The sequence below is a fragment of the Streptomyces sp. B6B3 genome (assembly GCF_039871525.1).
Taxonomy (GTDB): Bacteria; Actinomycetota; Actinomycetes; order Streptomycetales; family Streptomycetaceae; genus Streptomyces.
On sequence record NZ_JBDPLU010000013.1, the window covers coordinates 41,955 to 68,037 of the forward strand.

Annotated in this window: 21 protein-coding genes; 14 read left to right on the forward strand and 7 right to left on the reverse strand. The window is 73.8% G+C overall.

From position 1 onward, the window contains the following. The first annotated feature begins 149 nt into the window (after positions 1 to 149). Entirely contained in the window at positions 150 to 1,859 is a 1,710-nt protein-coding gene (locus ABGB06_RS24705; RefSeq protein ID WP_347593042.1) for a PucR family transcriptional regulator ligand-binding domain-containing protein, read from the forward strand. 322 nt (positions 1,860 to 2,181) lie between these two features. Continuing rightward, a complete protein-coding gene (locus ABGB06_RS24710; RefSeq protein WP_347593044.1) occupies positions 2,182 to 2,937 on the forward strand; it encodes a hypothetical protein in 756 nt (251 codons plus the stop codon). A 57-nt stretch (positions 2,938 to 2,994) separates the two neighbouring features. Here ABGB06_RS24710 and htpG read toward each other — a convergent pair whose 3' ends face one another. After that, positions 2,995 to 4,962: a molecular chaperone HtpG gene (htpG, locus tag ABGB06_RS24715; protein ID WP_347593046.1), complete on the reverse strand. Its 1,968-nt coding sequence runs from the start codon at positions 4,960 to 4,962 to the stop codon at positions 2,995 to 2,997. A gap of 541 nt (positions 4,963 to 5,503) precedes the next feature. Between htpG and ABGB06_RS24720 the strand changes: the two genes are divergently transcribed. Continuing rightward, positions 5,504 to 7,168, forward strand: coding sequence for an amidase family protein (locus ABGB06_RS24720; RefSeq protein ID WP_347593048.1), 1,665 nt, complete (start codon positions 5,504 to 5,506; stop codon positions 7,166 to 7,168). A gap of 60 nt (positions 7,169 to 7,228) precedes the next feature. Here the strand turns inward: ABGB06_RS24720 and ABGB06_RS24725 are convergent, their stop codons facing one another. Next, on the reverse strand, positions 7,229 to 7,963 hold the full coding sequence (locus tag ABGB06_RS24725; protein ID WP_347593049.1) for a GntR family transcriptional regulator: 735 nt from the start codon (positions 7,961 to 7,963) through the stop codon (positions 7,229 to 7,231). Positions 7,964 to 8,110: 147 nt separating this feature from the next. On the opposite strand from ABGB06_RS24725, the gene ABGB06_RS24730 reads away from it, so the two are divergent. After that, positions 8,111 to 8,932, forward strand: a complete 822-nt coding sequence (locus ABGB06_RS24730; RefSeq protein ID WP_347593051.1) for a (2Fe-2S)-binding protein — start codon at positions 8,111 to 8,113, stop codon at positions 8,930 to 8,932. Positions 8,933 to 9,073: 141 nt separating this feature from the next. Beyond that, positions 9,074 to 10,090, forward strand: a complete 1,017-nt coding sequence (locus tag ABGB06_RS24735) for a DUF2637 domain-containing protein (protein ID WP_347593053.1) — start codon at positions 9,074 to 9,076, stop codon at positions 10,088 to 10,090. A gap of 27 nt (positions 10,091 to 10,117) precedes the next feature. Here the strand turns inward: ABGB06_RS24735 and ABGB06_RS24740 are convergent, their stop codons facing one another. After that, positions 10,118 to 10,603 (reverse strand): methylated-DNA--[protein]-cysteine S-methyltransferase, encoded by a 486-nt coding sequence (locus ABGB06_RS24740; protein ID WP_347593055.1) that lies wholly within the window; start codon positions 10,601 to 10,603, stop codon positions 10,118 to 10,120. Beyond that, positions 10,600 to 12,165 (reverse strand): AlkA N-terminal domain-containing protein, encoded by a 1,566-nt coding sequence (locus ABGB06_RS24745; RefSeq protein ID WP_347593365.1) that lies wholly within the window; start codon positions 12,163 to 12,165, stop codon positions 10,600 to 10,602. The genes ABGB06_RS24740 and ABGB06_RS24745 overlap by 4 nt, the downstream gene beginning before the upstream one ends. Before the next feature lie 190 nt (positions 12,166 to 12,355). Here ABGB06_RS24745 and ABGB06_RS24750 point away from each other — a divergent pair, with 190 nt between their 5' ends. Beyond that, positions 12,356 to 12,784: a DoxX family membrane protein gene (locus tag ABGB06_RS24750; RefSeq protein ID WP_347593057.1), complete on the forward strand. Its 429-nt coding sequence runs from the start codon at positions 12,356 to 12,358 to the stop codon at positions 12,782 to 12,784. Between the two features lie 45 nt (positions 12,785 to 12,829). Here the strand turns inward: ABGB06_RS24750 and ABGB06_RS24755 are convergent, their stop codons facing one another. Together ABGB06_RS24755 and lon are read right to left on the reverse strand one after the other, a co-directional pair. Next, complete coding sequence (locus tag ABGB06_RS24755; RefSeq protein WP_347593059.1) at positions 12,830 to 13,297, reverse strand: PPOX class F420-dependent oxidoreductase; 468 nt, start codon at positions 13,295 to 13,297, stop codon at positions 12,830 to 12,832. Between the two features lie 442 nt (positions 13,298 to 13,739). Continuing rightward, positions 13,740 to 16,136: an endopeptidase La gene (gene lon, locus ABGB06_RS24760; RefSeq protein ID WP_347593061.1), complete on the reverse strand. Its 2,397-nt coding sequence runs from the start codon at positions 16,134 to 16,136 to the stop codon at positions 13,740 to 13,742. Positions 16,137 to 16,305: 169 nt separating this feature from the next. On the opposite strand from lon, the gene ABGB06_RS24765 reads away from it, so the two are divergent. After that, the gene (locus ABGB06_RS24765) at positions 16,306 to 17,229 is read left to right on the forward strand and encodes an LLM class flavin-dependent oxidoreductase (protein ID WP_347593062.1); all 924 of its coding nucleotides are present in this window, start codon (positions 16,306 to 16,308) and stop codon (positions 17,227 to 17,229) included. A 10-nt stretch (positions 17,230 to 17,239) separates the two neighbouring features. Here ABGB06_RS24765 and ABGB06_RS24770 read toward each other — a convergent pair whose 3' ends face one another. Continuing rightward, on the reverse strand, positions 17,240 to 18,061 hold the full coding sequence (locus ABGB06_RS24770) for a helix-turn-helix transcriptional regulator (protein ID WP_347593367.1): 822 nt from the start codon (positions 18,059 to 18,061) through the stop codon (positions 17,240 to 17,242). Positions 18,062 to 18,273: 212 nt separating this feature from the next. Here ABGB06_RS24770 and ABGB06_RS24775 point away from each other — a divergent pair, with 212 nt between their 5' ends. From ABGB06_RS24775 to ABGB06_RS24805, 7 genes are all read left to right on the forward strand, one after another. Then, the gene (locus ABGB06_RS24775) at positions 18,274 to 19,989 is read left to right on the forward strand and encodes an acyl-CoA dehydrogenase family protein (RefSeq protein ID WP_347593064.1); all 1,716 of its coding nucleotides are present in this window, start codon (positions 18,274 to 18,276) and stop codon (positions 19,987 to 19,989) included. A 392-nt stretch (positions 19,990 to 20,381) separates the two neighbouring features. Further along, a complete protein-coding gene (locus tag ABGB06_RS24780; protein ID WP_347593066.1) occupies positions 20,382 to 22,076 on the forward strand; it encodes a nitrite/sulfite reductase in 1,695 nt (564 codons plus the stop codon). Beyond that, the gene (locus tag ABGB06_RS24785; protein WP_347593068.1) at positions 22,073 to 22,282 is read left to right on the forward strand and encodes a hypothetical protein; all 210 of its coding nucleotides are present in this window, start codon (positions 22,073 to 22,075) and stop codon (positions 22,280 to 22,282) included. Before ABGB06_RS24780 ends, ABGB06_RS24785 begins: the two co-directional genes overlap by 4 nt. Before the next feature lie 101 nt (positions 22,283 to 22,383). Beyond that, the gene (locus ABGB06_RS24790; protein WP_347593369.1) at positions 22,384 to 23,058 is read left to right on the forward strand and encodes a phosphoadenylyl-sulfate reductase; all 675 of its coding nucleotides are present in this window, start codon (positions 22,384 to 22,386) and stop codon (positions 23,056 to 23,058) included. A 77-nt stretch (positions 23,059 to 23,135) separates the two neighbouring features. Further along, entirely contained in the window at positions 23,136 to 23,681 is a 546-nt protein-coding gene (gene cysC, locus ABGB06_RS24795; RefSeq protein WP_347593070.1) for an adenylyl-sulfate kinase, read from the forward strand. 133 nt (positions 23,682 to 23,814) lie between these two features. Then, a complete protein-coding gene (cysD, locus tag ABGB06_RS24800) occupies positions 23,815 to 24,750 on the forward strand; it encodes a sulfate adenylyltransferase subunit CysD (RefSeq protein WP_347593072.1) in 936 nt (311 codons plus the stop codon). Further along, entirely contained in the window at positions 24,751 to 26,082 is a 1,332-nt protein-coding gene (locus ABGB06_RS24805) for a GTP-binding protein (protein WP_347593074.1), read from the forward strand. Position 26,083 lies beyond the last annotated feature (1 nt).

The window sequence follows — 26,083 nt, forward strand, 5'->3', positions numbered from 1 at the left end:
CCGCGGTGCCCGTTTCCCAGTACAGCCCATGATCACCGCGCCCGGCAGTCACCGAAGCGCCGAAGCTCCGAACAGGTCAGCCGCCCCGTCTTGTAGATTCATACGAAGGGATCCGGGGGGACCGGGGGGACAGGGGAAGAGCTACCGCGATGCGACTGCGCACGTTGCTGGAGACCGGCGAGCTGGGCCTGCGCCTGCTGAGCGGACAGGAGCTGCTCGACCGGCCGCTGCACGGCGTGATGACCACCGACCTGCGCGACCCGAGCCGCTACCTGCACGGCGGCGAGCTGGTGCTGACCGGGCTGGCCTGGTGGCGCGGCCCCGGCGACGCGGAGCCGTTCGTGCGCGTCCTGGTCGAGGCCGGCGTCGCCGGCCTCGCCGCGGGCGAGGCCGAGTTCGGCTCGGTCCCCGAGGACGTGACGCTGGCCTGCGCCCGGCACCGGCTGCCCCTCTTCGCGGTGGCCGAGGAGGTGAGCTTCGCCGAGATCACCGAGCACGTGGTGCGCCGGGTGTCCGGGGAGCGGGCCGGCGATCTGGCCGCGGTGGTGGACCGGCACCGGCGGCTGATGTCCGCCAGCCCGGCGGGCGGCGGGCCGCAGGCCGTGCTCGACCTGCTGGGGGCCGACCTCGACCTGCGGGCCTGGCTGCTGACGGCGACCGGCCGGCCGATCGCGGTCGCCGGCGACGAGCGGCTGCCGGCCGCGGTGGCCGCGCGGCTGGCCGCCCACCATCTGGCCGAGGCCGGCGCCGGCCGACCCGGTCCGTACCGGCTCGACGTCGACCCGCCCGCCGGCGGGGACGCTCCCGGCGGCGTCTTCGCGCTCTTCCCGGTCGGCACGGGCGCCGAGCCAACGCGCGGCGCCCCGGCGCCGGGCGAGGACCCACGGCGCACGGTGCTGTCCGGCTGGCTGCTCGCCGTGCGCGCGGACGCCCGGGAGTGGCCGGCCCAGCGGGTGGACCTGCTGGACGGCGTGGCCCGGTTGGTCGCCACGGAACGGGACCGGCGGGAGGCGTCCCGCACGGTGCCGCGCCGGCTGGCCCAGGACGTGCTCGAACTGGTCGGCGCGGGCGCGCCGCCGGCCGAGGTCGCGGCCCGGCTCCGGGTGGCGGCGCGGGTGCTGGTGCCCGGACTGGCCGCGCCGCACTGGCAGGTGGTGACCGCGCGGGTGGCCTGGCCCGACGCCCGGTTCGACGCCGGGCCCGTCGGCCGGGCGCTGCTGGAGGAACTGCTGGCCGAGCCGGTGGCGGAGCGGCTGGCCGACGGGACGGTGCCGGACCCCGGGGTGGCGGTGGCGCACGTCGACGGGGAGGCCGTGGCGCTGGTGCCGCTGCCGGCGGACGAGCCGGCGGACGCGGGCTCGGCGGCGTTGCGTGCCGAACGGATCCTGGCGCCGGCCCGCGGCGCCCTGGCCGGCGCCCTCGGCGGCGACGGGCGGCTGAGCCTCGGGGCGAGCGCGGCGGTGCCCTCGGCCGACGGGCTGCGCGGCGCGCTGGAGGAGGCGCGGCACGCCCGCCGGCTGGCCGCCGCGCGCCCGGCCGCCGTCTCCGGCGCCGACCACGAGGAGCTGGCCTCGCACGTGCTGCTGCTGCCGTTCGTGCCCGACGAGGTGCGCCGGGCGTTCGCCGGCCGGCTGCTCGACCCGCTGGCCGACTACGACCGGCGGCACCGCGCCGACCTGGTGGCCACGCTGGCGGCGTTCCTGGCCGTGGACGGCTCCTGGACGCGGTGCGCGGCGCGGCTGCACCTGCACGTGAACAGCCTGCGCTACCGGATCGCCCGGATCGAACGGCTGACCGGCCGCGACCTCGGCCGGCTGGAGGACCGGGTGGACTTCTTCCTGGCGCTGCGGCTGCGCTGAAACGCTGTCGCTGGACCACGGGGAACGGGGCGGCGCCCGCGCCCGCGAGCGCGGCCGCCTCGCCCAGATCGCCGCGCCGGTGCGGGCGCGGGTGCCGGACCGGACGACGAGGCGCGCGCCGCGCTGGGCCGGGCGGCGGCGCGCCCCCCGGACTCGCCGGGATGCTCTTGGCGGGGGCCGCCGCACGTGCTGTGATGCACATACATAAACTCAATGGCCAACGGCTCGAAGGCGCGCTGGGGAGGGCACTGTGACGGAGACCGCCGTTCCGAGATCCGCCGTTCGGGGATCCGCCGTTCGGGGATCCGCCGGACCGCGTCCGGTGGGGAACGCTCCGCTGGAGAGCGCGGTGTGGCGGCTGCGGTCCCGTGGCTGCTGGGAGGACGCCGCCGCGCTGCTCGACCCGCTGGCCCCGCGCGACACCTGGGCCGCCCTGCTGCGCGCCGAACTGCTCGTCGAGCGCTGCATGTTCACGGCGGGCGGCTGGGGACGTGCGGAGGAGGCACTGCGGTCCGCCGAGTCGCTGTCACTCGACGACGAGGAACGGGGCGCCGCCGCCTGCGAGCGCGGCTACCTCGCCTACGCCGCCACGCTGTTGCGGGTGCGGGACCGGGCCGACGAGGCGCGCGCCGCGCTGGGCCGGGCGGCGGCGCTGCTCGCCCCCGACTCCCCGGGACGCGCCCTGCTCGACCTGCGGCGCGGGCTGATGGCGGAGCACCTCGGCGGGAACCCGCAGGCCGCCAGGGCCGCGTACGGCCGGGCGCACGAGGAGGCCACGGGGCGCGGCGACGCGCTGCTGGCCTCGTACACCTGGCGCCATCTGGCCGGTCTCGCGCTGCGCGACGGCGATCTCGTCGAGGCGCGGCACGGTTTCGCGGAGTCGCTGCGGCTGCGCGAGGAGACCGGGTTCCTGGTCGGCATCGCGCCCGCGCTCATCGCGCTGGCCGAGGTGGAGCCGGAGCCGGCGGCCGGCCGGCTCCGCGCGGAGGCCGCCCGGCTGTTCCACCTGCTGGACGGCGTCCCCCACTGGCTCGCCGCGCATCTGCCCGCCCTCGACGGCCGGGGCGCGGACCAGTAAGGCCGGCCCGGACCCCGCGGGTGTGCGGGGTCCGGGCCGGCCCAGGGGTGGGGCGGGTCAGAAGGCGCGTTCCAGGCGTTCCGCGAGGAGCTTGGTGAAGCGGGCGGGATCGCCGAGTTGGCTGCCCTCGGCCAGCAGCGCCATGCCGTACAGCAGTTCGGCCATGGCGGCGACGCCGGGTTCGGCGGCGCGCTCGGCGTGCGCCGCGCGCAACCGCTCGATGAGCGGGTGGTCGGGGTTGAGTTCGAGGATGCGCTTGCCGGCGGGCAGGTCCTGGCCCATGGCGCGGTAGATGTTCTGCAACCCCGGCGTCAGGTCGCCGGTGTCCGAGACGACGCAGGCCGGCGAGACGGTGAGCCGGGAGGAGAGGCGCACCTCCTTCACCTCCTCGCCCAGTCGTTCGCCCATCCACGCCAGGAGTTCGGCGTGCTCCTGCTGGCGGCGCTCCCGTTCGGCCTTCCGCTCCTCCTTCTCCTCCTCGGCGTCGAGGTCGGCCTCGCCGGTGGCGACGGACCGCAGCTCGTGGCCGTCGAACTCGGCCACCGCGCCGACCCACACCTCGTCGACCGGGTCGGTGAGGACCAGCACCTCGACGCCGCGATCCCGGAACGCCTCCAGATGCGGTGAGCTCTCGACGGCGGCACGCGACTCGCCGGTCACGTAGTAGATGTGCCGCTGCCCGTCCGGCATCCGGTCGACGTACTCCCGGAGCGTGGTCGGCTTCTCCGCGTCGTGGGTGGACTCGAACGTGGCGGCGGCGAGGATCGCGTCGCGGTTGTCGTGGTCGCCGAGCAGCCCCTCCTTGACGACGGGCCCGAACTCCCGCCAGAAGGTGGCGTACTTCTCCGGGCTGCCCGTCCGCATGTCCTTGAGGGTGGCCAGCACCTTCTTCGTCAGCCGACGCCGCATCAGCTCGATCTGCCGGTCCTGCTGGAGGATCTCGCGCGAGACGTTCAACGAGAGGTCCTGGGCGTCGACCACGCCCCTGACGAAGCGCAGGTACGCGGGGACCAGCGCCTCACAGTCCTCCATGATCAGGACCCGCTTCACGTACAGCTGGAGGCCGTGCCGGGCGCCCCGGGAGAACATCCCCTGGGGTGCGCGGGCGGGCAGGAAGAGCACCGCCTGGTACTCGAAGGTGCCCTCGGCCCGGAGCGGGATGATCTCCAGCGGGTCGACCCAGTCGTGGCTGATGTGCCGGTACAGCGTGTGGTACTCGTCGTCCGAGACCTCGTCCCGGGGGCGGGCCCACAGCGCCTTGCGGGAGTTCAGCGTCTCCGGCTCGGCCGCCTTGTCCGCCTCGCCCGCCTGGCCCGCCGCGTCGTCCGGCTGGTCGCCGTCCGCGTCCGCCGCCGGGGTGGCGGGGTCGGCGGGGGCGTCGGACGCCATCCTGATGGGCCAGGTGACGAAGTCCGAGTACCGCTTGACGATCTCCCTGATCTTCCAGGGAGCGGTGTAGTCGAACACCTTGTCCTCGGTGTCGACCGGCTTGAGCCGCAGTGTGACCGCCGTGCCCTGCGGCGCGGCGTCGACCGTCTCCAGGCTGTACGTGCCCTCGCCGGAGGAGACCCAACGGGTCCCCGTGCTCTCGCCGGCGCGCCGGGTGAGCAGCGTCACCTCGTCGGCCACCATGAAGCTCGCGTAGAAGCCGATGCCGAACTGCCCGATCAGCTCCTCTGCCGCCCCCTCGTTCGCCTCCCTGAGGCGTTGCAGGAACTCGGCGGTGCCCGATCTGGCGATGGTGCCGATCAGCCGCACGACCTCGTCGCGCGACATGCCGATGCCGTTGTCCCGCACCGTCAGGGTGCGGGCGTCGCCGTCGACCTCGATGGCGATGTGCGGATCGGACACGTCGACGTCCAGCGTGTCGTCGCGCAGCGCCTCGATGCGGAGCTTGTCCAGCGCGTCGGAGGCGTTGGAGATCAGCTCCCGAAGAAACACGTCCTTGTTGGAGTAGATCGAGTGGATCACCATGTGCAGGAGCTGGCGCGCCTCCACCTGGAACTCGAACGTCTCGGTGGGCATGGTCGTGAGGTCCCCCATCGGTCCCCTGGAGAGGGGAACCCCGCCCGGCCCTCCCGCGGCGCGGCCTCCCCTCAGACGGATGTCCCCACGATGATAGGCGGGCGGCGGGGAGGCGTGGGTCGCGCCCGAACAGCGGCGCGTTTACGGACGTACCACGCCCGTAAAGCGACCGAAACACGCCGAACCTAGCGTGAGTCCCGGCCGGCCACCGGGCCGGCGCCAGGTCCGAGCTGGCACCGGCGACGGAGGGGACGAACGATGCGCTTAGCGCACGAGACGCCCCGCACCCTCGCCCGTCCCGCGAGCGCCACGGGCTGACGCTCCGTCTCCTCGCCCAGAGCCTCGGCCTGACTCCGGGTTGTCGCGCTCCGCGCCCCGGCCCCTCACCCCCGCCCGCCGTCCCCGCACGGACGGCGCGGGTTCTCCCCTCCCCCCAAGCAGTCCCCCGGCGACGCGCCCTCCGACAGGGCGCCGCCCCACCCGCTCCGCTGAGCGATCGAGAGGATCAGACATCGTGAGTCGAATCGGTAGACGTGCCGTCGTGACAGGCCTGGCGACGGCAGGCGCCGCGGCGGGCGCCGGCGCGGTGACCAGCGCCTCGGCCCGCGGCCGCGGACGTCCGGCACGGCCCCGGCCGAAGCCGTTCGTCCTGGCGGAGGCCACCGTCGCGGACATCCGCCGGGCCTACGCCACCGGGCGGCTTACCTGCGTCGAGCTGACCGAGGCGTACCTGGCCCGGATGGCCGCGTACGAGGAGAGCGGCATCCGGCTGAACTCCATGACGACGATCAACCCCGACGCGCTCCGGCTGGCCGCCCGCCTCGACCGCGAGCGGTCGCACGGCGGCGCCCGGGACCCGTTGCACGGCATCCCGGTCGTGCTGAAGGACAACGTGGACACCGTCGACATGGCCACCAGCAACGGCTCGGTGATCCTCAGGGACGCGTACCCGAACGACGACGCCTTCCTCACCCGGCGGCTGCGCCGCCGTGGCGCGCTCATCCTCGGCAAGGCGTCCATGGGCGAGTTCGCCGGCGGCTCGTACAACACCGTCGACAGCCAGGTCACCAACCCGTACCACCTCAAGCGGGGCACCGGCGGGTCGAGCGCCGGCTCGGGCGCGGCCACCGCGGCCAACCTCACGGTGCTGGCCGTCGGCACCGACACCAGCACCTCCGTGCGCGGCCCGGCCTCGTACTGCGGCATCGTCGGCCTGCGGCCCACCACCGGACTGATCAGCCGGGACGGCATCGCGCCGAAGAACCTCACGTTCGACACCGCCGGTCCGATGGCCCGCACCGTCACCGACGTCGCGCTGCTGTTCAACGCGCTCGCCGCCGAGGACCCGGCCGACCCGCTCAGCGTCGAGACCTACCGCAACTACCCCGGCCGGGACCGCCGGCGGGCGGCCGACGGCCGGCTCGACCACACCCGCCACCTCCGGCGGGGCGCGCTCCGGGGCGCCCGACTCGGCGTGATGCGCGACTTCTTCGGCGGCGACCCGGAGATCGACGCCCTCGCGGAGCGGGCGTTGGACACCCTGCGCTCCCTCGGCGCCGAACTCGTCGACGTCACCCTCGACCCGGGCTTCGTCGACTACTACCTGGTCAACGGCGGCACGAACATCCGGCGGATCGCGGACTACCGCTTCCGGGCCGAATGGGAGCAGTACCTGACCACCCTGGGTCCGGACGTGCCCACGACGGTCGAGGACTTCGTCCGGATCTACGAGACGGAGGTGAACGAGTCGCCCCTGCCGGTCGAGGCGTCCGTCCTCGACCTGCTGACCCGTTCGCTGTCGACCTCCGCCGACATGCCGGCGTTCGTCGACCTGATGGAGAACGTCCTCCCGGAGGCGACGCGCCTCAAGCTGGCCGTCTTCGACGACAACCGGCTCGACGCGATGGTCTTCCCCTACACGAGCAGCTTCGCCTCGCCGATCAGCAACCCGGCGTTCAGCGTCGAGGACCCCACGTTCGTCCCCTCGGACCGCCCGCAGTCGGCGACGCTGGCGGGCTACAGCTCGGTGGGCTTCCCGGGCATCGTGGTGCCGATGGGCTTCGGGTCGCAGGGGCTGCCCATGACGATCTCCTTCCTGGGCCGGCCCTACAGCGACGGCGAACTGCTGGGCTACGCCTACGACTACGAGCAGGAGACCGGGCTGCGTGCGCCCTCGTCCCTGACCCCGCCGCTCGACGGGGAGTGAACCGCGGGCCGATGGCCGTCGGTGCCCGGCGCCGCCGGGTGCCGACGGCCGTCGGCCGGATCAGACGCCGGTGAGGTGTTCGTAGGCCAGGCGCTCGGCCGCGGAGAGGTCGCGGCGGCGCAGCGCGTCCAGCAGGGCGCCGTGTTCCAGCGCGTCGGCCAGCAGCTCGGCGGGGCCCGGGAGGCTGCCGTGGGTGGCCGGGCTCTGCGACTTGCGGTGCAGTTCGTCGGCGACGAGCACGAGCTGCCGGTTGCCCGCGAGCTGCAGCAACGCGCGGTGGAAGCAGCGGTCGGCCTCCGCGTAGGCGGCCCGGTCGCCGACCGACGCGGCGGTCACGGTCGCCTCGGCCAGCGGGCGCAGCTCGTCCCACCGCTCCGGCGGCAGGGTGCGGGCCAGCCGGGTGATGGCCGGCACCTCGAGCGCCGCGCGTATCTCCGCCAGTTCCATGATGTCGCGGGGCGTGCGGCCGGCGACGCGGAAGCCGCGGTTCGGCACCACCTCCACCGCGCCCTCGCTGGCCAGCTGCTGCATGGCCTCGCGCACCGGGGTCGGCGAGACGCCGTAGCGCTCGGCGAGGGCGGGCGCGGAGTACACCTCGCCGCAGGCCAGCTCGCCGCTGGAGAGCGCGTCGCGCAGCGCGGCCAGCACCTGGGCCCGCACCGAGTGCCGTTCCGGCAGCGAGCGGGGCCGCACGGGGAGCGGCGGTCTGCCGGCGCCGTAGGCCTGGGCGTTCGCCGCAGGCGGGACCGGGGTGATGGCGGTCGACATGGCCGAGTCCGCCCGGGTGCGCTCCATCCGTCCGCTCCCGTCCCCTTCGTGCCCACACCAACACGGTTCCGAGCACCTTAGGCCGTGACGGCTCTAGTGCAAACCCCAGGTTCCACCACCGGCAAGATCAGGTAAGGTAAGGCTTACCTGCCCCAAGATCACGAACGGTGCCCCATGACCACGCCCGCGCTCGCCCCCGCATCCCCGGTCTCCCCGGCCTATGACCGGGTGGCCGAGGTGCTGCCCGCGCCGCGGCTCCGCGTCGGCGAGCCGCGCGCCGACGGCGGCTGGGTGCTCGCCAGCGAGCTGGCGGCGGACGGGGCGGCGCTGGACGAGCTGCTGGCCGGGGAGGACACGCGGATCCGCGACGCGTACGGCGTCTCCGCCCGCCCGGACGTGACGGCCAGCTTCGCGCTGCATCGTTACGCCTGGCCGGCCGGGGTGCTCTTCACCCTCCCGTACTTCCTGCTCCGCCGGGTGCCCCGGATCGCGCCCGAGGACGCCGCGTTCCACCCCGAGGAGGGGTGGCTGACGGTGCGCGTCACGGAGTTCGGCTGCCTGCCCGACGATCCGGCCGTCGACCATCCCGGGGCCCGGGTGGTGGCCGACGAGGAGGCACTGCGGGCGGCCGTGCGGCAGGCCGCGGCGGACCATCTCGGGCCGCTGCTCGCCGCCTTCGGGCCGCGGATGCGGCGCGGACCGCGGGCGCTGTGGGGCACCGCCACCGACGAGCTGACCGAGGGCCTGTGGTACCTGGGGCAGCTGCTCGGCGAGGAGGAGCGGGCGCGGGCCGAGGCGTCGGCGCTGCTGCCGGGCGGCACCGCCCCGTACTCCGGAAGCGCGGCCTTCCGCCCCGGATGCGGGCCGGACGGCGAGGCGGAGACCACCCGGGACCGGGCCAGCTGCTGCCTCTACTACACGCTGCGGCCCGAGGACGTCTGCGGCACCTGTCCGCGGATCCGCGACGCCGGACGCCGGACGGCCGGCGTCGGCTAGCAGAGCCCACCGGGGGGCACACAAGCTTCCCCCGGAACCCACTCGTTGGTGTAGTTCCCTTGGGCCCTATGGTTCATCAGGTGATGAGGGGTCAGCTACTATCGGTGGCTCGCGCGGCGACATCGGGCAGGGAGCATTCCCATGACACTGACGGACATAGAACTCACCTGGGTGCTGGCGGGGGCCGTCCTGCTGGCCGGCGGCCTGGTGGCCGTGGCACTGATGGCCCGCGGCAAGCGGGAGCCGGCACAGCGTGGCGAGTCCGACTCGTGGGAGCGACTGGAGGCCCGCCGGCGCCAGCGTGAGCGAGTCTACGCCTCCGCCTCGTACACGCTGCTGTTCTGCTGCGCCGGGGTGGCCGCCGCACTGTCGTTCCAGGGCCTGGTCGGCTTCGGACGACAGAACCTCAACCTCTCGGGCGGCTGGGAGTACCTGGTGCCCTTCGGGCTCGACGGCGCGGCGATGTTCTGCGCGGTCATCGCGGTCCGGGAGGCCAGCCACGGCGACTCCTCGCTCGGTTCGCGGCTGCTGGTGTGGCTGTTCGCGGGGGCCGCGGCCTGGTTCAACTGGGTGCACGCGCCGCGCGGCGCCGGACACGCGGGCGCGCCGCACTTCTTCGCCGGGATGTCGCTTTCGGCGGCCGTCCTCTTCGACCGCGCGCTGAAGCAGACCCGCAAGGCCGCGCTGCGCGAACAGGGCCTGGTGCCGCGCCCGCTGCCGCAGATCCGCGTCGTCCGCTGGTTGCGCGCACCGCGCGAGACGTACCGCGCCTGGTCGCTGATGCTACTGGAGGGCGTGCGCACGCTGGACGAGGCGGTCGACGAGGTGCGCGAGGAGACCAGGTCCAAGGAGGCGGCGAAGGGCCGGCAGCGGGAGCAGCAGAAGCTGGAGAAGGCCCGGATGCGGGCGCTCAGCCGGGGCCACCGGACCTGGGGACGCAACCGGGAGCCGCTCGAACTGCCGGCGGGTTCGTCCCAGCCGACCGCCCAGCCCGGCGCCGAGCCGGCGGCCCTGGAGGCCCCGGCCCAGCGCCCGGCCCTGCGGGGCGGCTCCACCGCGGAGGACCGGGCCTCCGATCCCTCGACGCTGTCCCTGGCCAGCCCGCGGCTCGACTCCCTGGAGGAGAAGCTGGCCCGCATCGAGCGCTCCTTCAGCTGACCGGGCGGCTCGCGTCGGGGCGGCGCCTCAGGAGAGGGCGACGCCCTCCAGGGTGAGCAGATGACGCTTGCGGTCCAGGCCGCTCGCGAACCCGGTCAGCGAGCCGTTGGCGCCGAGGACCCGGTGGCAGGGGCGGATGACGGTCAGTGGGTTGGCGCCGACCGCGCCGCCGACCGCGCGGACCGCGTTCGGCGCCAGCCCGGCCATCGCGGCGAGCGTGCCGTAGCTGACGGTGGTGCCGTAGGGGACGCGCTCCAACGCCGCCCAGACCCGCTCGCGGAACGCGGAGCCCGCGGTGACCAGCGGAATGCTGAACTCCGTGAGCTCGCCCGCGAAGTACGCGTCGAACTGACGCACGGGCTCGGCGAAGGCGGCCGGGTCGCGCCGCCAGTCGGACCGGATCGTGGCGCCGCCCTTCTGCCCCGGCACGGTGACCGAGGACAGGAGGCCGGGCTCGGGTCCGGCCAGCAGCAGTTCGCCCAGCGGGCTCGGGTGGGTCGTGTAGAGGGTCATGACGCGGTCGTCTCCGTGAGTGTGGTCAGGGCGGGAGTGCGGGGGGCGGCGCCGTTCCCGGAGGCGTTCCCGGTGGCGTCCGCCGTGGCGTTCCAGAGGTGGTGGACGGCGTACGAGCGCCACGGCTGCCAGCGCTCCGCCGCGTCCGGGGCCGCGCCCACGAGGCTCAGGCCGTGCCGGACGCCGGCGTCGCCCTGCAGGAAGACGTCGGGGTCGCCCAGCGCCCGCATCCGGACGTAGCCGGCCGTCCACGGGCCGATGCCGCGCAGCGCCCGCAGCGTCCGCTCGGTCTCCGCGCGGTCCGCGCCCGGGCACAGCGTGAGCGAGCCGTCGGCCAGCGCACCGCACACCGCGCGGATGGTCGCCCGCCGGGACTCCGGCATGCCCAGTTCGGTCAGCGGGGCGTCGGCGAGCGTGCCCGGCTCGGGGAAGACGTGGGTCAGGCCGCCGTCCGGCGCCGGCAGCGGCTTGCCGTACGCCGCGACCAGCCGGTCGGCCAGGCCACGCGCGGCGACGACCGTGACCTGCTGCCCGAGCACCGCGCGGACGGCCAGTTCCTCGGGTTCGGCCGCGCCCGGCGAACGCACCCCCGGGCGGGCGGCGACCAGCGGGGCGAGCACCGGGTCGGCGCCCAGCCGCTCGGCGACCGAGTACGGGTCGGCGTCCAGGTCGAACAGCCGCCGGGTCCGCTGCACGGCGGTCGTCAGGTCGCGCAGCTCGGTCAGGTGCAGCCGGCAGGGCAGCCAGCGTCCGCCGTCGGGCCCCGAGGTCTCGTCGACCTCGACCACGCCGGTGCCGTGCGGCAGGGCGAGCGAACGCCGGTAGGTGCGACGGCCCCGCGCGCCGACCATCTCCTCGATTCCGGGGATGGCGCGGAGCTGGAGGAAGTCGAAGACCTGGGCGGTGTCGTAGCTGCCCCGGAAGGCGAGCCGCAACGGCACCCCCGCGGGCGGCGGCCCGTCGGCGGGTGCGCCGCCGCGGCGCCGGAGCTGGCCGTGGCCGCCGCGGCTCGCGGCGGCGCGCAGCGCGCTCGGCGTCCGGGCGTAGGCGGCCCGCACGGTGTCGTTGAACTGGCGGACGCTCGCGAAACCGGCCGCGAAGGCGATCTCGGTGACCGGCAGCTCCGTCGTCTGCAGCAACAGCCGGGCCGTGTGCGCGCGTTGCGCCCGGGCCAGCGCGACGGGCCCGGCCCCCAGCTCGGCCGTCAGCTGCCGCTGCACCTGCCGGGCGCTGTAGCCGAGGCGGTCGGCCAGCCCGCCGACGCCCTCGCGGTCCACCACGCCGTCGGAGATCATCCGCATCGCCCGGCCGACGGCGTCGGCCCGCGCGTTCCACTCCGCGGAGCCGGGCACGGTGTCCGGACGGCACCTGCGGCAGGCCCGGAAGCCCGCCGCCTGGGCCGAGGCCGCCGACGGGTGGAACCGGACGTTCTCCCGCTTCGGGGTGACCGCCGGGCAGCTCGGCCGGCAGTAGATGCCGGTGCTGACGACCGCGACGAAGAACACGCCGTCGAAGCGCTCGTCGCGGCTGCGCACCGCCTCGTACCTGCTGTCGTCGTCCATCATGTCTTCCAGTCTGCCCGGCGGCGGACGGGCGGACTGGCGGGAATCGGACATCGCCGTGCGGGGCCGCTCCGGGAGCCCTGGAGCCCGATCACCGTACGCGTGGCTCCGCCCCGGAGGTCGGGCTCCGGTCGCGTCCGGCACGGTCCGTTGCTGAACTGGTGGGACCGACGAACCGCCGGGAGGACGGGTGGAACCGCTCATCGCCCTGATCACCGGCTTCCTCGTGGCCGGACTGCTCGGGCTGCTCGGCGTTGACGCGCTGGACGACTGGCAGGTGGCGCTGCGGGTCGGGCTGGCGTGCATGTTCCTGCTGACCGCGTTCGCGCACTTCCAGCCCAGGCTGCGGGCCGAGCTGATCGACATGGTGCCACCCGAGCTGCCCCGCCCCGACCTGCTCGTCACGCTCACCGGCGTGCTGGAGCTGGCCGGCGCGGTCGGCGTGCTGATCCCGGCGACGGCGAGGCTGGCGGCGGCCTGCCTGATCCCGCTGATGATCGTGATGTACGCGGCGAACGTGTCCGCCGCCCGGCGGCACGTGGCCCAGGGCGACCCGATCGGCCCGCGCACCGCGCTGCAGGTCGTGTTCATCGCCGCCGCGGCGCTCACCCTCGTCTGACCGCCCCCGGCCCGCGCGGGACCGGCGAGCCTCGGCCGGCCGGCGTCAGTCGGTGGCGAGCCGGGCCGGGAAACCGCCGGTGGCGATCGGCCCCCAGCGGCGGGGCGTGACCCGGATCAGCGACTTGCCCTGTCGGATCATCGCCTCCCGGTACTCGTCCCAGTCGGGGTGCTCCCCCGCGATGTTCCGGTAGTACTCGACGAGCGGCTCCACCGCCTCGGGCACGTCGAGCACCTCGGCGGTGCCGTCCACCTGCACCCAGGGCCCGTCCCACTCGTCGGACAGCACGAGGAGGCTCACCTCGGGGTCGCGCCGCGCGTTCCGCGTCTTGGCGCGCTCCGGATAGGTGGAGACGACGATCCGGCCGTCGTCGTCCACCCCGCAGGTCAGCGGTGAGCCCTGGGGGGTGCCGTCGGCTCTGCGGGTCAGCAGGATCGCCCGGTGCCTGCCCCGCACGAAGTCGAGCAGCTCCGCCAGGTCGACCCGGGTGTTCGTCGCGATCGAAGGACTCATGGCTGGAGAGCCTATGCCTTGCCGGCGCCTTGCCGGCGACTGCCCGGGCTCGGCCACGGTCCGAGCGCGGAGGCTGGACCCGCCCCCGCCGCACGCACCCGGCCGGCCCGCCCGTGGCATCGGGTCCGCCAGCCGGATCGGGAGGCGCACCGCGGCTCCCGGGAACCGACCGGGACACGGGACTCCGCCGGCGCCAGGGCCAGTCCCGTGCCGGTCGGGCGGTGCCTTTCCTCCCCGCGGCCGCCACGGGCCCGGCCGGCCCGCCCGTGGCACCGGGCCCGCCGCCCAGGCGCGCCGCGGCAGCCGCCATGGAGCGCAGGGCTCCGCCGCGACGTGTACCGGGCCTGCACGCCCAGCCGGACGGCGGCCGGCTGGGAACGCGGCCGGCCCACCGGACGCACCGGTGGGCCGGCCTCGCGCGGCAAGCGCCACGCGCCGTGGGTCAGGCCGCGACCGGGAAGCGGGACTCCGCCGGGGCCAGGGCCAGGTCCAGCACCTGCCGAACGTCCGTGACCGGGTGGACGTCGAGCCGGTCGAGGATCTCCTCCGGCACGTCGTCCAGGTCCGGCTCGTTCCGCTTCGGGATGATCACCGTGGTCAGCCCGGCCCGGTGGGCGGCCAGCAGCTTCTGCTTGACCCCGCCGATCGGCAGCACCCGCCCGGTGAGCGACACCTCGCCGGTCATCGCCACGTCGGGCCGCACCTGCCGCCCGCTGAGCAGCGAGGCGAGCGCGGTCGTCATCGTGATGCCCGCGCTGGGACCGTCCTTCGGCACCGCGCCCGCGGGCACGTGCAGGTGCACGCCGCGCTCCTTCAGGTCGCCGACCGGCAGCTCCAGCTCCGCGCCTCGGGAGCGCAGGTAGGAGAGCGCGATCTGGCCCGACTCCTTCATCACGTCGCCGAGCTGGCCGGTCAGCGTCAGTCCGGCGCCGCCGGTCTCCGGGTCGGCGAGCGACGCCTCGATGTAGAGCACGTCGCCGCCGGCGCCGGTGACCGCGAGGCCGGTGGCCACGCCGGGCACCGCGGTGCGCCGCTCCCCCGGCTCCTGGGCGGCCTCCGGGGTGTGCCGCGGCCGGCCCACCAGGTCCTTCAGTCCGTCCGGGGTGACGGTGAAGGGCAGCTTCAGCTCGGCCAGCTCGTGGCGCGCCGCGACCTTGCGCAGCAGCCGGGCGACCGACCGCTCCAGGGCGCGCACGCCCGCCTCCCGGGTGTACTCGCCGGCGAGCCGGCGCAGCACCTCGTCCTCGACGGACACCTCGTCCGCGTTCAGCCCCGCGCGCTCCAGCTGCCGGGGCACCAGGTGGTCGCGGGCGATGGTGACCTTCTCCTCCTCGGTGTACCCGTCCAGCGTCACCAGCTCCATCCGGTCCAGCAGCGGCTGCGGGATGGCCTCCAGGACGTTGGCCGTGGCCAGGAAGACCACGTCGGAGAGGTCGAGCTCGACCTCCAGGTAGTGGTCGCGGAAGGTGTGGTTCTGCGCCGGGTCCAGCACCTCCAGCAGGGCCGCGGCCGGGTCGCCGCGGAAGTCGCTGCCGACCTTGTCGATCTCGTCGAGCAGCACCACCGGGTTCATCGAGCCGGCCTCCTTGATGGCCCGCACCACGCGTCCGGGCAGCGCCCCGACGTAGGTGCGCCGGTGGCCACGGATCTCGGCCTCGTCCCGCACGCCGCCGAGGGCGACGCGGACGAAGTTCCGGCCCATGGCGCGGGCCACGCTCTCGCCCAGGGAGGTCTTTCCGACCCCCGGAGGCCCCACCAGGGCCAGCACCGCGCCGCCGCGCCGGCCGCCGACGACGCCGAGGCCGCGGTCGCCGCGCCGCTTGCGCACCGCCAGGTACTCGGTGATGCGCTCCTTCACGTCGTCCAGGCCCGCGTGGTCGGCGTCCAGCACCGCGCGGGCGCCGGGGATGTCGTACGCGTCCTCGGTGCGGGTGGACCACGGCAGCTCCAGCACGGTGTCCAGCCAGGTCCGGATCCAGCCGCCCTCTGGGCTGGCGTCGGAGGCCCGCTCCAGCTTGTCGACCTCCTTCAGCGCCGCCTCGCGCACCTTGTCCGGCAGGTCGGCGGCCTCCACCCGGGCGCGGTAGTCCTCGTTCTCGTCGGCGGCGTCCCCGTTCAGCTCGGCGAGCTCCTTGCGCACCGCCTCCAGCTGCCGGCGCAGCAGGAACTCCCGCTGCTGCCGGTCCACGCCGTCCTGCACGTCCTTGGCGATGGACTCGGCGACGTCCTGTTCGGCCAGGTGCTCGCTCAGCCACTGCTCCGCGAGCCGGAGCCGGGCCACCGGGTCGGTGGTCTCCAGCAGCGTGACGCGCTGCTCGGTCTTCAGGAACGGGAGGTACCCGGCGTTGTCCGCCAGCGCCCCCACGTCCTCGATCTGCTGCACCCGGTCCACGATCTGCCAGGCGCCGCGCTTGCGGAGCCAGCTCGTGGTGAGCGCCTTGTACTCCCTGACCAGCTCGGCGACGGCCTCGGGCAACGGGTCGGGAGCGGTCTCCTCGACCGGCGTACCCTCGACCCACAGCGCGGCGCCGGGGCCCGTGGTGCCCGAGCCGATCCGCACCCGGCGCACGCCGCGGACCAGCGCGCCGGGGTCGCCGCCGGAAAGGCGTCCGACCTGCTCGACCCGGCCCAGCACGCCGATCCCCGCGTAGCTGCCCGCCACCCGCGGCACCAGCAGCACCCGCGGCTTCTCGCCCCGGGGCGCGGCGGCCTGGGCGGCCTCCACCGCGGCGCGCACCTCGGTCTCTGACAGTTCGAGCGGGACCACCATGCCGGGCAGGACCACCTCGTCATCAAGCGGCAGCACCGGCAGCGTGAGTACATCGAACGACGAAGTCATGATCTCTCCCTCGGCAAGCAAGTTGAGCCGGATGGGCTCAGGCTCAATGCCCTCTCAATGCGGCGGCGCCGCGGGATGTTCCCCCGGCCGGGCGATGTTCGCCGTGAGCGATCATCCGGCCCGGCCCGCCCGGATAGGGTTCCGGTGCCGCCGTCCCGGAGGAGTGAACGTGCCCCCGACCGTGCCCCCGACCGTCAGGTTCGGTCTCAACGTGGACCCGCACGCGGCGGGCCTGCCGGTCGCCGAGCGGATCGCCAGGATCGCCGACGACGCCGGCCTCGACCTCGTCGGCGTCCAGGACCATCCGTACCTCGCCGACCACCTGGACACGTTCGCGGTGCTGGCCTGGCTGGCCGGCCGCACCCGTTCGGTGCGTCTCTTCCCCAACGTCGCCAACCTGCCGTTGCGTCCCCCGGCGATGCTGGCCAAGCAGGCGGCCACCATCGACGTGCTCAGCGGGGGGCGGTTCGAGCTGGGTCTGGGCGCGGGGGCCTTCACGGACGCCATCGTCGGCATGGGCGGCCCGCGGCGGGCCCGCGGGGCGGCCAGGGCCGCGCTGAGCGAGGCGGTCGACGTGATCCGCGCCAGTTGGGCCGGCCGGGGCTACGCCCACCAGGGCGAGCACTACGCGCTGCCGGGCGTCCGCCCGGGACCGCGCCCGGCGCACGACATCGGCGTGTGGCTCGGCGTGCTGGGCCCGCGCTCGGTGCGCCTGGTCGGCGCCAAGGCGGACGGCTGGTCGGTGTCCAGCTCCTATGTGGCGCCGGCGCGGCTGACCGAGCTGAACGCCGCGATCACCGGGGCGGCCGAGGAGGCGGGCCGCGACCCGGCCGCGCTCGTCCGCCTGTACAACGTGGCCGGACGGATCACCGACGGCGGCCCGGACGGGGCCCGGGAGGGCGTCCCGGCGGACGAGCCGGGCGCGGTGCAGGGGCCGCCCCGGCTGTGGGTGGACGTGCTGTCCGCGCTGCACGCCGAGCGCGGGATGAACGCCTTCGTGTTCTGGCCGGACGGCGACCGGGAGCGTCAGTCCCGGCGCTTCGCCGAGGAGGTCGTGCCGGAGCTCAGGGCGCGGCTGGCCGACGAGGGCTGAGCCGGCTCGCTCAGGTCTCCCGCAGCAGCCTGAAGAGATGGTCGCGGCTGGCCGCCGGCGGCTCCGCCTCGACGACCAGACGGTTCATCACGTGCCGGTGCATCTCGATCTCGGCCGGTTTGTCGGGGTAGACGCCGCCGGTGAGCTGCTCCAGGTACACCACGTCGGGCAGCTCGCCGCCCGGCGGGCGGAGCACGGTGACCGGCCCGCCCAACGCGACGTGCCCGCCGTTCGCGAACGGCATCACCTGCACGGTCACGTGCGGGAACTCGGAGATCTCCAGCAGGTGCCGCAGCTGGCGGCGCAGCTCGACCGTCCCGCCCACCGGGCGGCGCAGCGCGGCCTCGTCGATCACCACCCACAGATGGGGCGGTCGCTCCCGGTGCAGTATCCACTGCCGCGCCATCCGCAGCTCGACGCGTCGTTCCAGCAGCTCGTCCGGGCCGCCGGTGGCGAGCCGGAGCACCGCCCGGGCGTACCCTTCCGTCTGCAGCAGGCCGGGGACGAACTGGAGTTCGTAGCCGCGGATCAGGATCGCCGCCTGCTCCATGCCGAGGTAGACGTTCAGCCAGCTGGGCACCACGTCGTGGTAGATGTGCCACCAGCCGGGGGTGTTGGACTGCCGGGCCAGCGCGAGCAGCGTGGCGCGCTCCGCCGGGTCGGTGACGCCGTAGAGGGTGAGCAGCTCGTCCACGTCCCGGACCTTGAAACCGGTCCGGCCCATCTCCAGCCGGCTGATCTTGGAATGCGAGGCGCGGATCTGCTCGCCCGCCTCCAGTCCCGTGATGCGCCGGGCCTCACGCAGCGAGCGCAACCGCGCGCCCAGGATCATCCGCGGCACGGTGGGTCCGGTCAGCTGATAGTCGGGGCGGCGGGCCTCCCGGCGCTCCCGGCTGCGCTCCTCGACGACGCCCATGTCCGCTCCCTTGCCGTGCGCGAACGGCCAACTGTACTAAAACCTTCCCCAGTCGCACCGGTGCCTGCGCGAGACGGTCGGTCATCTCGGTGATGACGCCGGGCGGGAGCGGCCATACCGTAGCGAGCATGACGTCCCCCAGCCCCGCGTCCGGCCCGGCACCCGCGCCCGCGGGCGGTGCCACCCACACCGTGACCAACCAGCCCCCGCCCCTGGTGGGCTACGACGCCTTCGGCCAGGACGCGGCGCTGCGCGACGCCGTCGTCCGGCACCTGGACCACGCCGCCGGGCAGGCGCCCGCGGGCCTGGCCGAGGAGGTGCTCGCGGAGCTCGGCGAGCTGGGCCGCGCGGCCGGTTCGGCCGAGGCGTGGGAGTGGGGCACCCGGGCCAACGCGAACCCGCCGGTGCTGCGCACCCACGACCGCTACGGGCGGCGGATCGACGAGGTGGACTTCGACCCGGCCTGGCACCGGCTGCTGGACCGCGGCGTGCGGGCCGGGCTGACCGACGCCTGGTCGCGCCCGGCCGGCCAGCTCCGGCGCACCGCCGGGTTCCTGGTCTGGACCCAGGTCGAGGCGGGCCACGGCTGCCCGCTGTCGATGACCCATTCGGCGGTGCCGGCGCTGCGCGCCACGCCCGCGCTGGCGGCGGTCTGGGAGCCGCTGCTGACCTCCCGGCGCTACGACCCCGGGCTGCGGCCGGCGGCGGACAAGGTGGGCGTGCTGGCCGGCATGGGCATGACCGAGAAACAGGGCGGCTCGGACGTCCGGGCCAACACCACCCGGGCCGAGCCGCTGGCCGAGCCCGGCACGTACGCGCTGACCGGCCACAAGTGGTTCTGCTCCGCCCCGATGTGCGACGCCTTCCTGGTGCTCGCGCAGGCCCCCGCGGGCCTGAGCTGCTTCCTGCTGCCCCGGGTGCTGCCGGACGGCACCAGGAACACCTTCCGGCTGCAGCGCCTGAAGGACAAGCTGGGCAACCGCTCCAACGCCTCCTCCGAGGTGGAGTTCGACGGCACCACCGTGGCCTGGCTGGTCGGCGAGGAGGGGCGCGGGGTGGCCACCATCATCGAGATGGTGACGGCCACCCGGCTGGACTGCGTGGCCGGCTCGGCCGCGATCATGCGCCAGGCGGTGGCCCAGGCCACCCACCACGCCGCGCACCGGGAGGCGTTCGGCGGGCCCCTGGTCGACAAGCCGCTGATGCGCAACGTGCTGGCGGATCTGGCCCTGGAGTCGGAGGCGGCCACCGCGCTGGCGCTGCGGCTGGCGGCGGCCTGCGACGCCGCCACGACGGCGGGCGGCGCGGCCGAACGGCGGCTGCTGCGGCTGGCGGTGCCCGCCGCCAAGTACTGGGTCACCAAGCGCTGTCCCCCGCTGGTCGCCGAGGCGCTGGAATGTCTGGGCGGCAACGGCTACGTCGAGGACTCCGGCATGCCGCGGCTGCTCCGCGAGTCGCCGCTGAACTCGATCTGGGAGGGTTCGGGCAACGTGCAGGCGCTCGACGTGCTGCGCGCCCTCCAGCGGGAGCCGGCGGCGCTCGACGCCTTCCTCACCGAGGTCGGCCGGGCCGCCGGCGCCGACCACCGGCTGGACCGGGCGATCAAGGACATGCTGACCGAGCTGTCCGACCTGGAGGGGATCGAGGGACGGGCCCGCCGGCTGGCGGAACGGATGGCGCTGGTGCTCCAGGGCTCGCTGCTGGTGCGGTACGCGCCCCCGGCGGTGGCCGACGCGTTCTGCGCGTCCCGGCTGGGCGGCGACCAGGGCGGGGCCTTCGGGACCCTGCCGCGCTCCCTCGACCTCGCGGCCGTCGTGGACCGGGCCCGACCGCTGGTCGACTGACTCGACCCACTCGACTGGGGGCGCCCGAGGGGACGTTCGGACCCGCCGCCGGACGTGTCCGCCGTGACGCTGACCACGCCTATCTCACCATTTGAGACCTGCACGTCCGGATGGTGGCTATTGGTGGACTCACGCGGCACCGCATGCCACTCTGCCATCATGTCGCAAGCTGGAATTGCCCTGGTGAGTCGGCGCAGCGTCGACCTTGGTCGAATGTCCAGCGCCACCTGTCCGGCGTGCTGAGAGTCGCGGCGTCACCGTCCCGCACACGCCCTCACGCACCCGGGGGTGTGCCGTCCTCCTCCCCCACCCACCTGGGTCGACTGTGCCCTGACGACGCCGCGCGTCCCAGGCCAGAGCCGCTCCGCCGTCCGTGGAAGGAACTGTGAACCATGTCCGAGACCCAGAAGCGGCCCGCCGCCGCGCCCCGTCGCAAGGCCGGACGTCACCGCGGCGAGGGCCAGTGGGCCGCCGGGCACTTCACTCCGTTGAACCCCAACGAGCAGGTGAAGAAGGACGACGACGGTCTCAATGTGCGGACACGCATTGAGACGATCTACGCACAGCGCGGCTTCGACGCCATCGACGGCCAGGACCTCAGGGGCCGGATGCGCTGGTGGGGCCTCTACACCCAGCGGCGTCCCGGGATCGACGGCGGCAAGACGGCCATCCTGGAGCCGGAGGAGCTGGACGACGAGTACTTCATGCTCCGGGTCCGCATCGACGGTGGCCAGCTGACCACGCAGCAGCTGCGGGTCATCGGCGAGATCTCGCAGGAGTTCGCCCGCGGCACGGCCGACATCACCGACCGGCAGAACGTGCAGTACCACTGGATCCGCGTCGAGGACATGCCGGAGATCTGGCGTCGACTCGAGGCCGTCGGGCTGTCCACCACCGAGGCGTGCGGCGACACCCCGCGGGTGATCATCGGCTCGCCGGTGGCCGGCATCGCCGCCGACGAGATCATCGACCCCACCCCGGCGATCGAGGAGATCCACCGCCGGGTGGTGGGCAACAAGGCCTACTCCAACCTGCCGCGCAAGTTCAAGACCGCCGTCTCGGGCTCGCCGCTGCTCGACGTGGTGCACGAGATCAACGACGTGTCCTTCGTCGGCGTGGTGCACCCCGAGCACGGCCCGGGCTTCGACGTGTGGGTCGGGGGCGGGCTGTCCACCAACCCCCGGTTCGGCGTCCGGCTGGGCGCCTGGGTGCCGTCGGAGGAGGTCGCCGACGTGCACGAGGGCGTCGTGTCCATCTTCCGGGACTACGGCTACCGCCGGCTGCGCAACCGGGCCCGGCTGAAGTACCTGGTCGCCGACTGGGGTCCGGAGCGGTTCCGCGAGGTGCTGGAGCGGGAGTACCTGCTGCGCTCGATGGTCGACGGCCCCGCGCCCGAGCAGCCGGCCCAGGCCTGGCGCGACCACGTCGGCGTGCACCGGCAGCGGGACGGCAGGTACTACGTCGGCTTCGCGCCCCGGGTCGGCCGGGTGGACGGCGCCACGCTGTCCAAGATCGCCGACCTCGCCGAGTCGCACGGCTCCCATCGGGTGCGCACCACGGTGGAGCAGAAGATGCTCATCCTCGACGTCGCCGAGGAGGAGATCCTGCCGCTCACCGAGGGCCTGGCCGCCCTCGACCTCACCACCACGCCCTCGCCGTTCCGGCGGGGCACCATGGCCTGCACCGGGCTCGAGTTCTGCAAGCTCGCGATCGTGGAGACCAAGGCCCGCGGCGCCTGGCTGGTCGAGGAGATGGAGCGCCGGCTCCCGGAGTTCGACGAGCCGCTCACCATCAACGTCAACGGGTGTCCGAACTCCTGCGCGCGTATCCAAACTGCGGACATCGGTCTCAAAGGCCAGCTGGTCCCGGACGGGAACGGCAACCAGGTCGAGGGCTACCAGGTTCACCTGGGCGGCTCGCTGGGCCTGGAGCCGTCCTTCGGCCGGAAGATCCGCGGCCTCAAGGTCACCGCCGCCGACCTGGCCGACTACGTCGAACGGGTGCTGCGCGCCTTCCTCGACCAGCGCGAGGAGGGCGAGCGGTTCGCCCAGTGGGCCGCCCGAGCCGACGAAGCGGCCCTGACATGAGCGAGCGGGCCGCCCCGTTCTACTGCCCGTACTGCGGCGACGAGGACCTGCGTCCGAGCGAGGCAGGTCACGGCGCCTGGGAGTGCGTGTCGTGCAACCGCGCCTTCCGGCTGTCATTCCTGGGACTTCTGGCCAGCGGGCTCACCCGCCCCGCCGGAGGCGCCGTCGACGACGACGGCCCGTCCGGCGACGGAGAAGGAAGCTGAGGGGCTCTCCCTTGAACACCACCGCCACCACCCCCGTCACCCCGGTCGACACCCTCGACACCGCCAGCACCGCCACCGCGGAGCGGTACGGCCCCGACGAGTTGCGTCAACTCGCCGAGCGGGCCGGGCGCGAGTTCGAGGACGCCAGCGCCCTCGAGGTGCTGCGCTGGACCGCCGAGACCTTCGGCTCCCGGTTCTGCGTCACGTCCTCGATGGAGAGCGCTGTGGTCATGCACCTCGCCTCGCGGGTGCGGCCCGGTGTGGACGTGCTCTTCCTCGACACGGGCTACCACTTTCCGGAGACCCTCGGTACCAGGGACGCCGTCGCGGCCGTGATGGACGTGAACGTGGTCACACTCAGTCCGGCACTTACGGTGGCCGAACAGGACGCCAGGTACGGTCCGAGACTGCATGACCGTGACCCTGATCTATGCTGCGCCATGCGCAAGGTCCAGGTGTTGGAGGCGGGCCTACGCGAGTACGATGCTTGGGCCACGGGACTACGTCGTGAAGAATCGCTGAGCCGCTCCAAAACCCCAGTTGTGGGCTGGGATGCCAGGCGCGGAAAGGTGAAGGTGTCCCCCATCGCCCGGTGGACCCGGGCCGATGTGGAAACCTACATCGCCAAGCACGGGGTCCTCACCAACCCGCTGCTGCAGGACGGCTACACCTCGATAGGGTGCTCCCCCTGCACCCGTCGGATAGTGGAGGGCGAGGACCCGCGGGCCGGTCGTTGGGCCGGTCTGGCCAAGACCGAGTGCGGGCTGCACACCTGAAGCTCCGGCGGATCTGCGACACCGACGGGCGACCGACCGAAGAGACACCGATGCAACGGATAGCGAGGACGCCGCAGATGAGCGAGACCGGCCAGGGTGCCACCATCTGGCTCACCGGCCTGCCCAGCGCGGGGAAGACCACCATCGCCCGCGCCCTGGCGAAACGGCTGGAAAGCGACGGGCACCGGGTGGAGGTGTTGGACGGCGACGAGATCCGCGAGTTTCTCTCGGCCGGCCTCGGCTTCTCCCGCGAGGACCGGCACACCAACGTCCAGAGAATCGGCTTCGTGGCGGAGCTGCTCTCCTCGCACGGCGTGAAGACACTGGTACCGGTGATCGCCCCCTACGCGACCAGCCGCGAGGCGGTGCGCAAGCGCCACCAGGAGACCGGCACCGGGTACGTGGAGGTGCACGTGGCCACGCCCCTGGACATCTGCTCCCAGCGGGACGTGAAGGGCCTCTACGCCAAGCAGGCGGCCGGCGAGCTGTCGGGACTCACCGGGGTGGACGACCCCTACGAGATTCCCACGGATCCCGACCTGCGGATCGCCACACATGAGCAGACAATCGAGGAGTCCGCCGAGGCCCTTCACACGCTGCTCGCGGAGAGGGGTCTGCTGTGAACGGCGGGCGCGGGTTCACGGTGCCCGCGAGCGCGGCGGTGAAGAAGGTGACTACAGTAATCACGGATACAGCTCGGCACGCCGGGGGATCGTGGCTTTGGGGGCGCCCAAGCGAGCGAAGGGACAATGCACTGTGACCGCGTCGCATCAGACCCCTGAGAACAGCGAGGACCCCTACGCGCTCTCGCACCTTGACGTGCTGGAGTCCGAGGCGGTGCACATCTTCCGTGAAGTGGCGGGCGAATTCGAGCGGCCGGTGATCCTCTTCTCCGGCGGCAAGGACTCCATCGTCATGCTGCACCTCGCCCTCAAGTCCTTCGCGCCCGCGGCCCTGCCGTTCGCGCTGCTGCACGTGGACACCGGGCACAACTTCCCGGAGGTCCTGGACTACCGGGACCGCGCCGTCCGGCAGCACGCCCTGCGGCTGCACGTCGCCTCCGTGCAGGAGTTCATCGACCGCGGCCAGCTCCGCGAGCGCCCCGACGGCACCCGGAACCCGCTGCAGACCGTCCCGCTGCTGGACGCCATCGAGAAGCACCGCTTCGACGCGGTCTTCGGCGGCGGCCGCCGGGACGAGGAGAAGGCCCGCGCCAAGGAGCGCGTGTTCTCGCTGCGGGACGAGTTCGGCGGCTGGGACCCGCGCCGGCAGCGCCCCGAGCTGTGGCAGCTGTACAACGGCCGGCACGCGCCGGGCGAGCACGTGCGGGTCTTCCCGCTGTCGAACTGGACCGAGCTCGACGTCTGGCAGTACATCGCCCGGGAGAAGATCGAGATCCCGGAGATCTACTTCGCGCACGAGCGCGACGTCTTCCTGCGCAACGGCATGTGGCTGGCCCCCGGCGACTGGGGCGGGGCAAAGGAAGGGGAAACTGTCTCGCGCAGGCTGGTGCGGTACCGGACAGTAGGTGATATGTCCTGTACTGGCGCCGTTGACTCGGACGCCGAGACCATCGAACAGATCATTGCGGAGATCGCGACCACCCGCCTGACCGAGCGCGGCGCCACGCGTGCCGACGACAAGATGTCCGAGGCTGCCATGGAAGACCGCAAGCGCGAGGGGTACTTCTAGATGACCGGCACGATCGCTGAACTGTCCGACACCTCGCTGTTGCGCTTCGCGACGGCGGGCTCCGTGGACGACGGTAAGTCCACGCTGGTCGGACGACTGCTGCACGACTCCAAGTCGGTGCTGAGCGACCAGTTGGAGGCCGTCGAGCTCGCCTCGCGCAGCCGCGGCGCCGAGTCGGTCGACCTGGCGCTGCTCACCGACGGTCTGCGGGCCGAGCGCGAGCAGGGCATCACCATCGACGTCGCCTACCGGTACTTCGCGACCACCCGGCGCCGCTTCATCCTCGCGGACACCCCGGGCCACGTGCAGTACACCCGGAACATGGTCACCGGCGCCTCCACGGCCGAGCTGGCGATCATCCTGGTGGACGCCCGGAACGGCGTGGTCGAGCAGACCCGCCGGCACGCCGCGGTCGCCGCGCTGCTGCGCGTCCCGCACGTCGTGCTCGCGGTGAACAAGATGGACCTGGTCGGCTACGCCGAGACGGTGTTCGCGCAGATCGCCGAGGAGTTCACCGCGTACGCCGCCTCCCTCGGCGTTCCGGAGATCACCGCCATCCCCATCTCCGCCCTGGCCGGGGACAACGTGGTGACCGCCTCCGCGATCATGGACTGGTACGGCGGCCCGACGGTGCTGGAGCACCTGGAGACGGTCGCGGTCACCCACGACCCGGCCGAGGACCTGGCGCGTTTCCCCGTCCAGTACGTGATCAGGCCGCAGACCCCGGAGTACCACGACTACCGCGGCTACGCCGGGCAGATCGCCTCGGGCGTGCTGCACGTCGGGCAGCGGGTCACGGTGCTGCCGGCCGGCCTGACCAGCACCATCGCCCGCATCGACGCCCTGGGCCACTCGGTGAAGACGGCCTGGGCGCCGCAGTCGGTGACCATCACCCTGACGGACGACCTGGACATCTCGCGGGGCGACCTGATCGCTCCCGATGACGCCGGCATCACGCCGGTGCAGGACATCACGGCCACGGTCTGTCATCTGCACGACCGGCCGCTCCAACCGGGGGCCCGGGTGCTGCTGAAGCACACCACCCGGACGGTGAAGGCCATCGTCAAGGACATTCCGTCCCGGCTGACCCTGGATGATCTGTCTCAGCATCCGAACCCCGGCCAGCTCGTCGCGAACGACATCGGCCGGATCAGGGTCCGCACCGCGGAGCCGCTCGGGCTCGACGCCTACGCGGACTCCCGGGGCACCGGGTCGTTCCTGCTGATCGACCCGGCGGACGGGGCCACCCTCACGGCGTGCATGGCGGGCAACGCCTTCGCCGAGGCGGCGGCCAAGACCGCGCCGGCGGACGATGAGGGCTGGGACTTCTAGC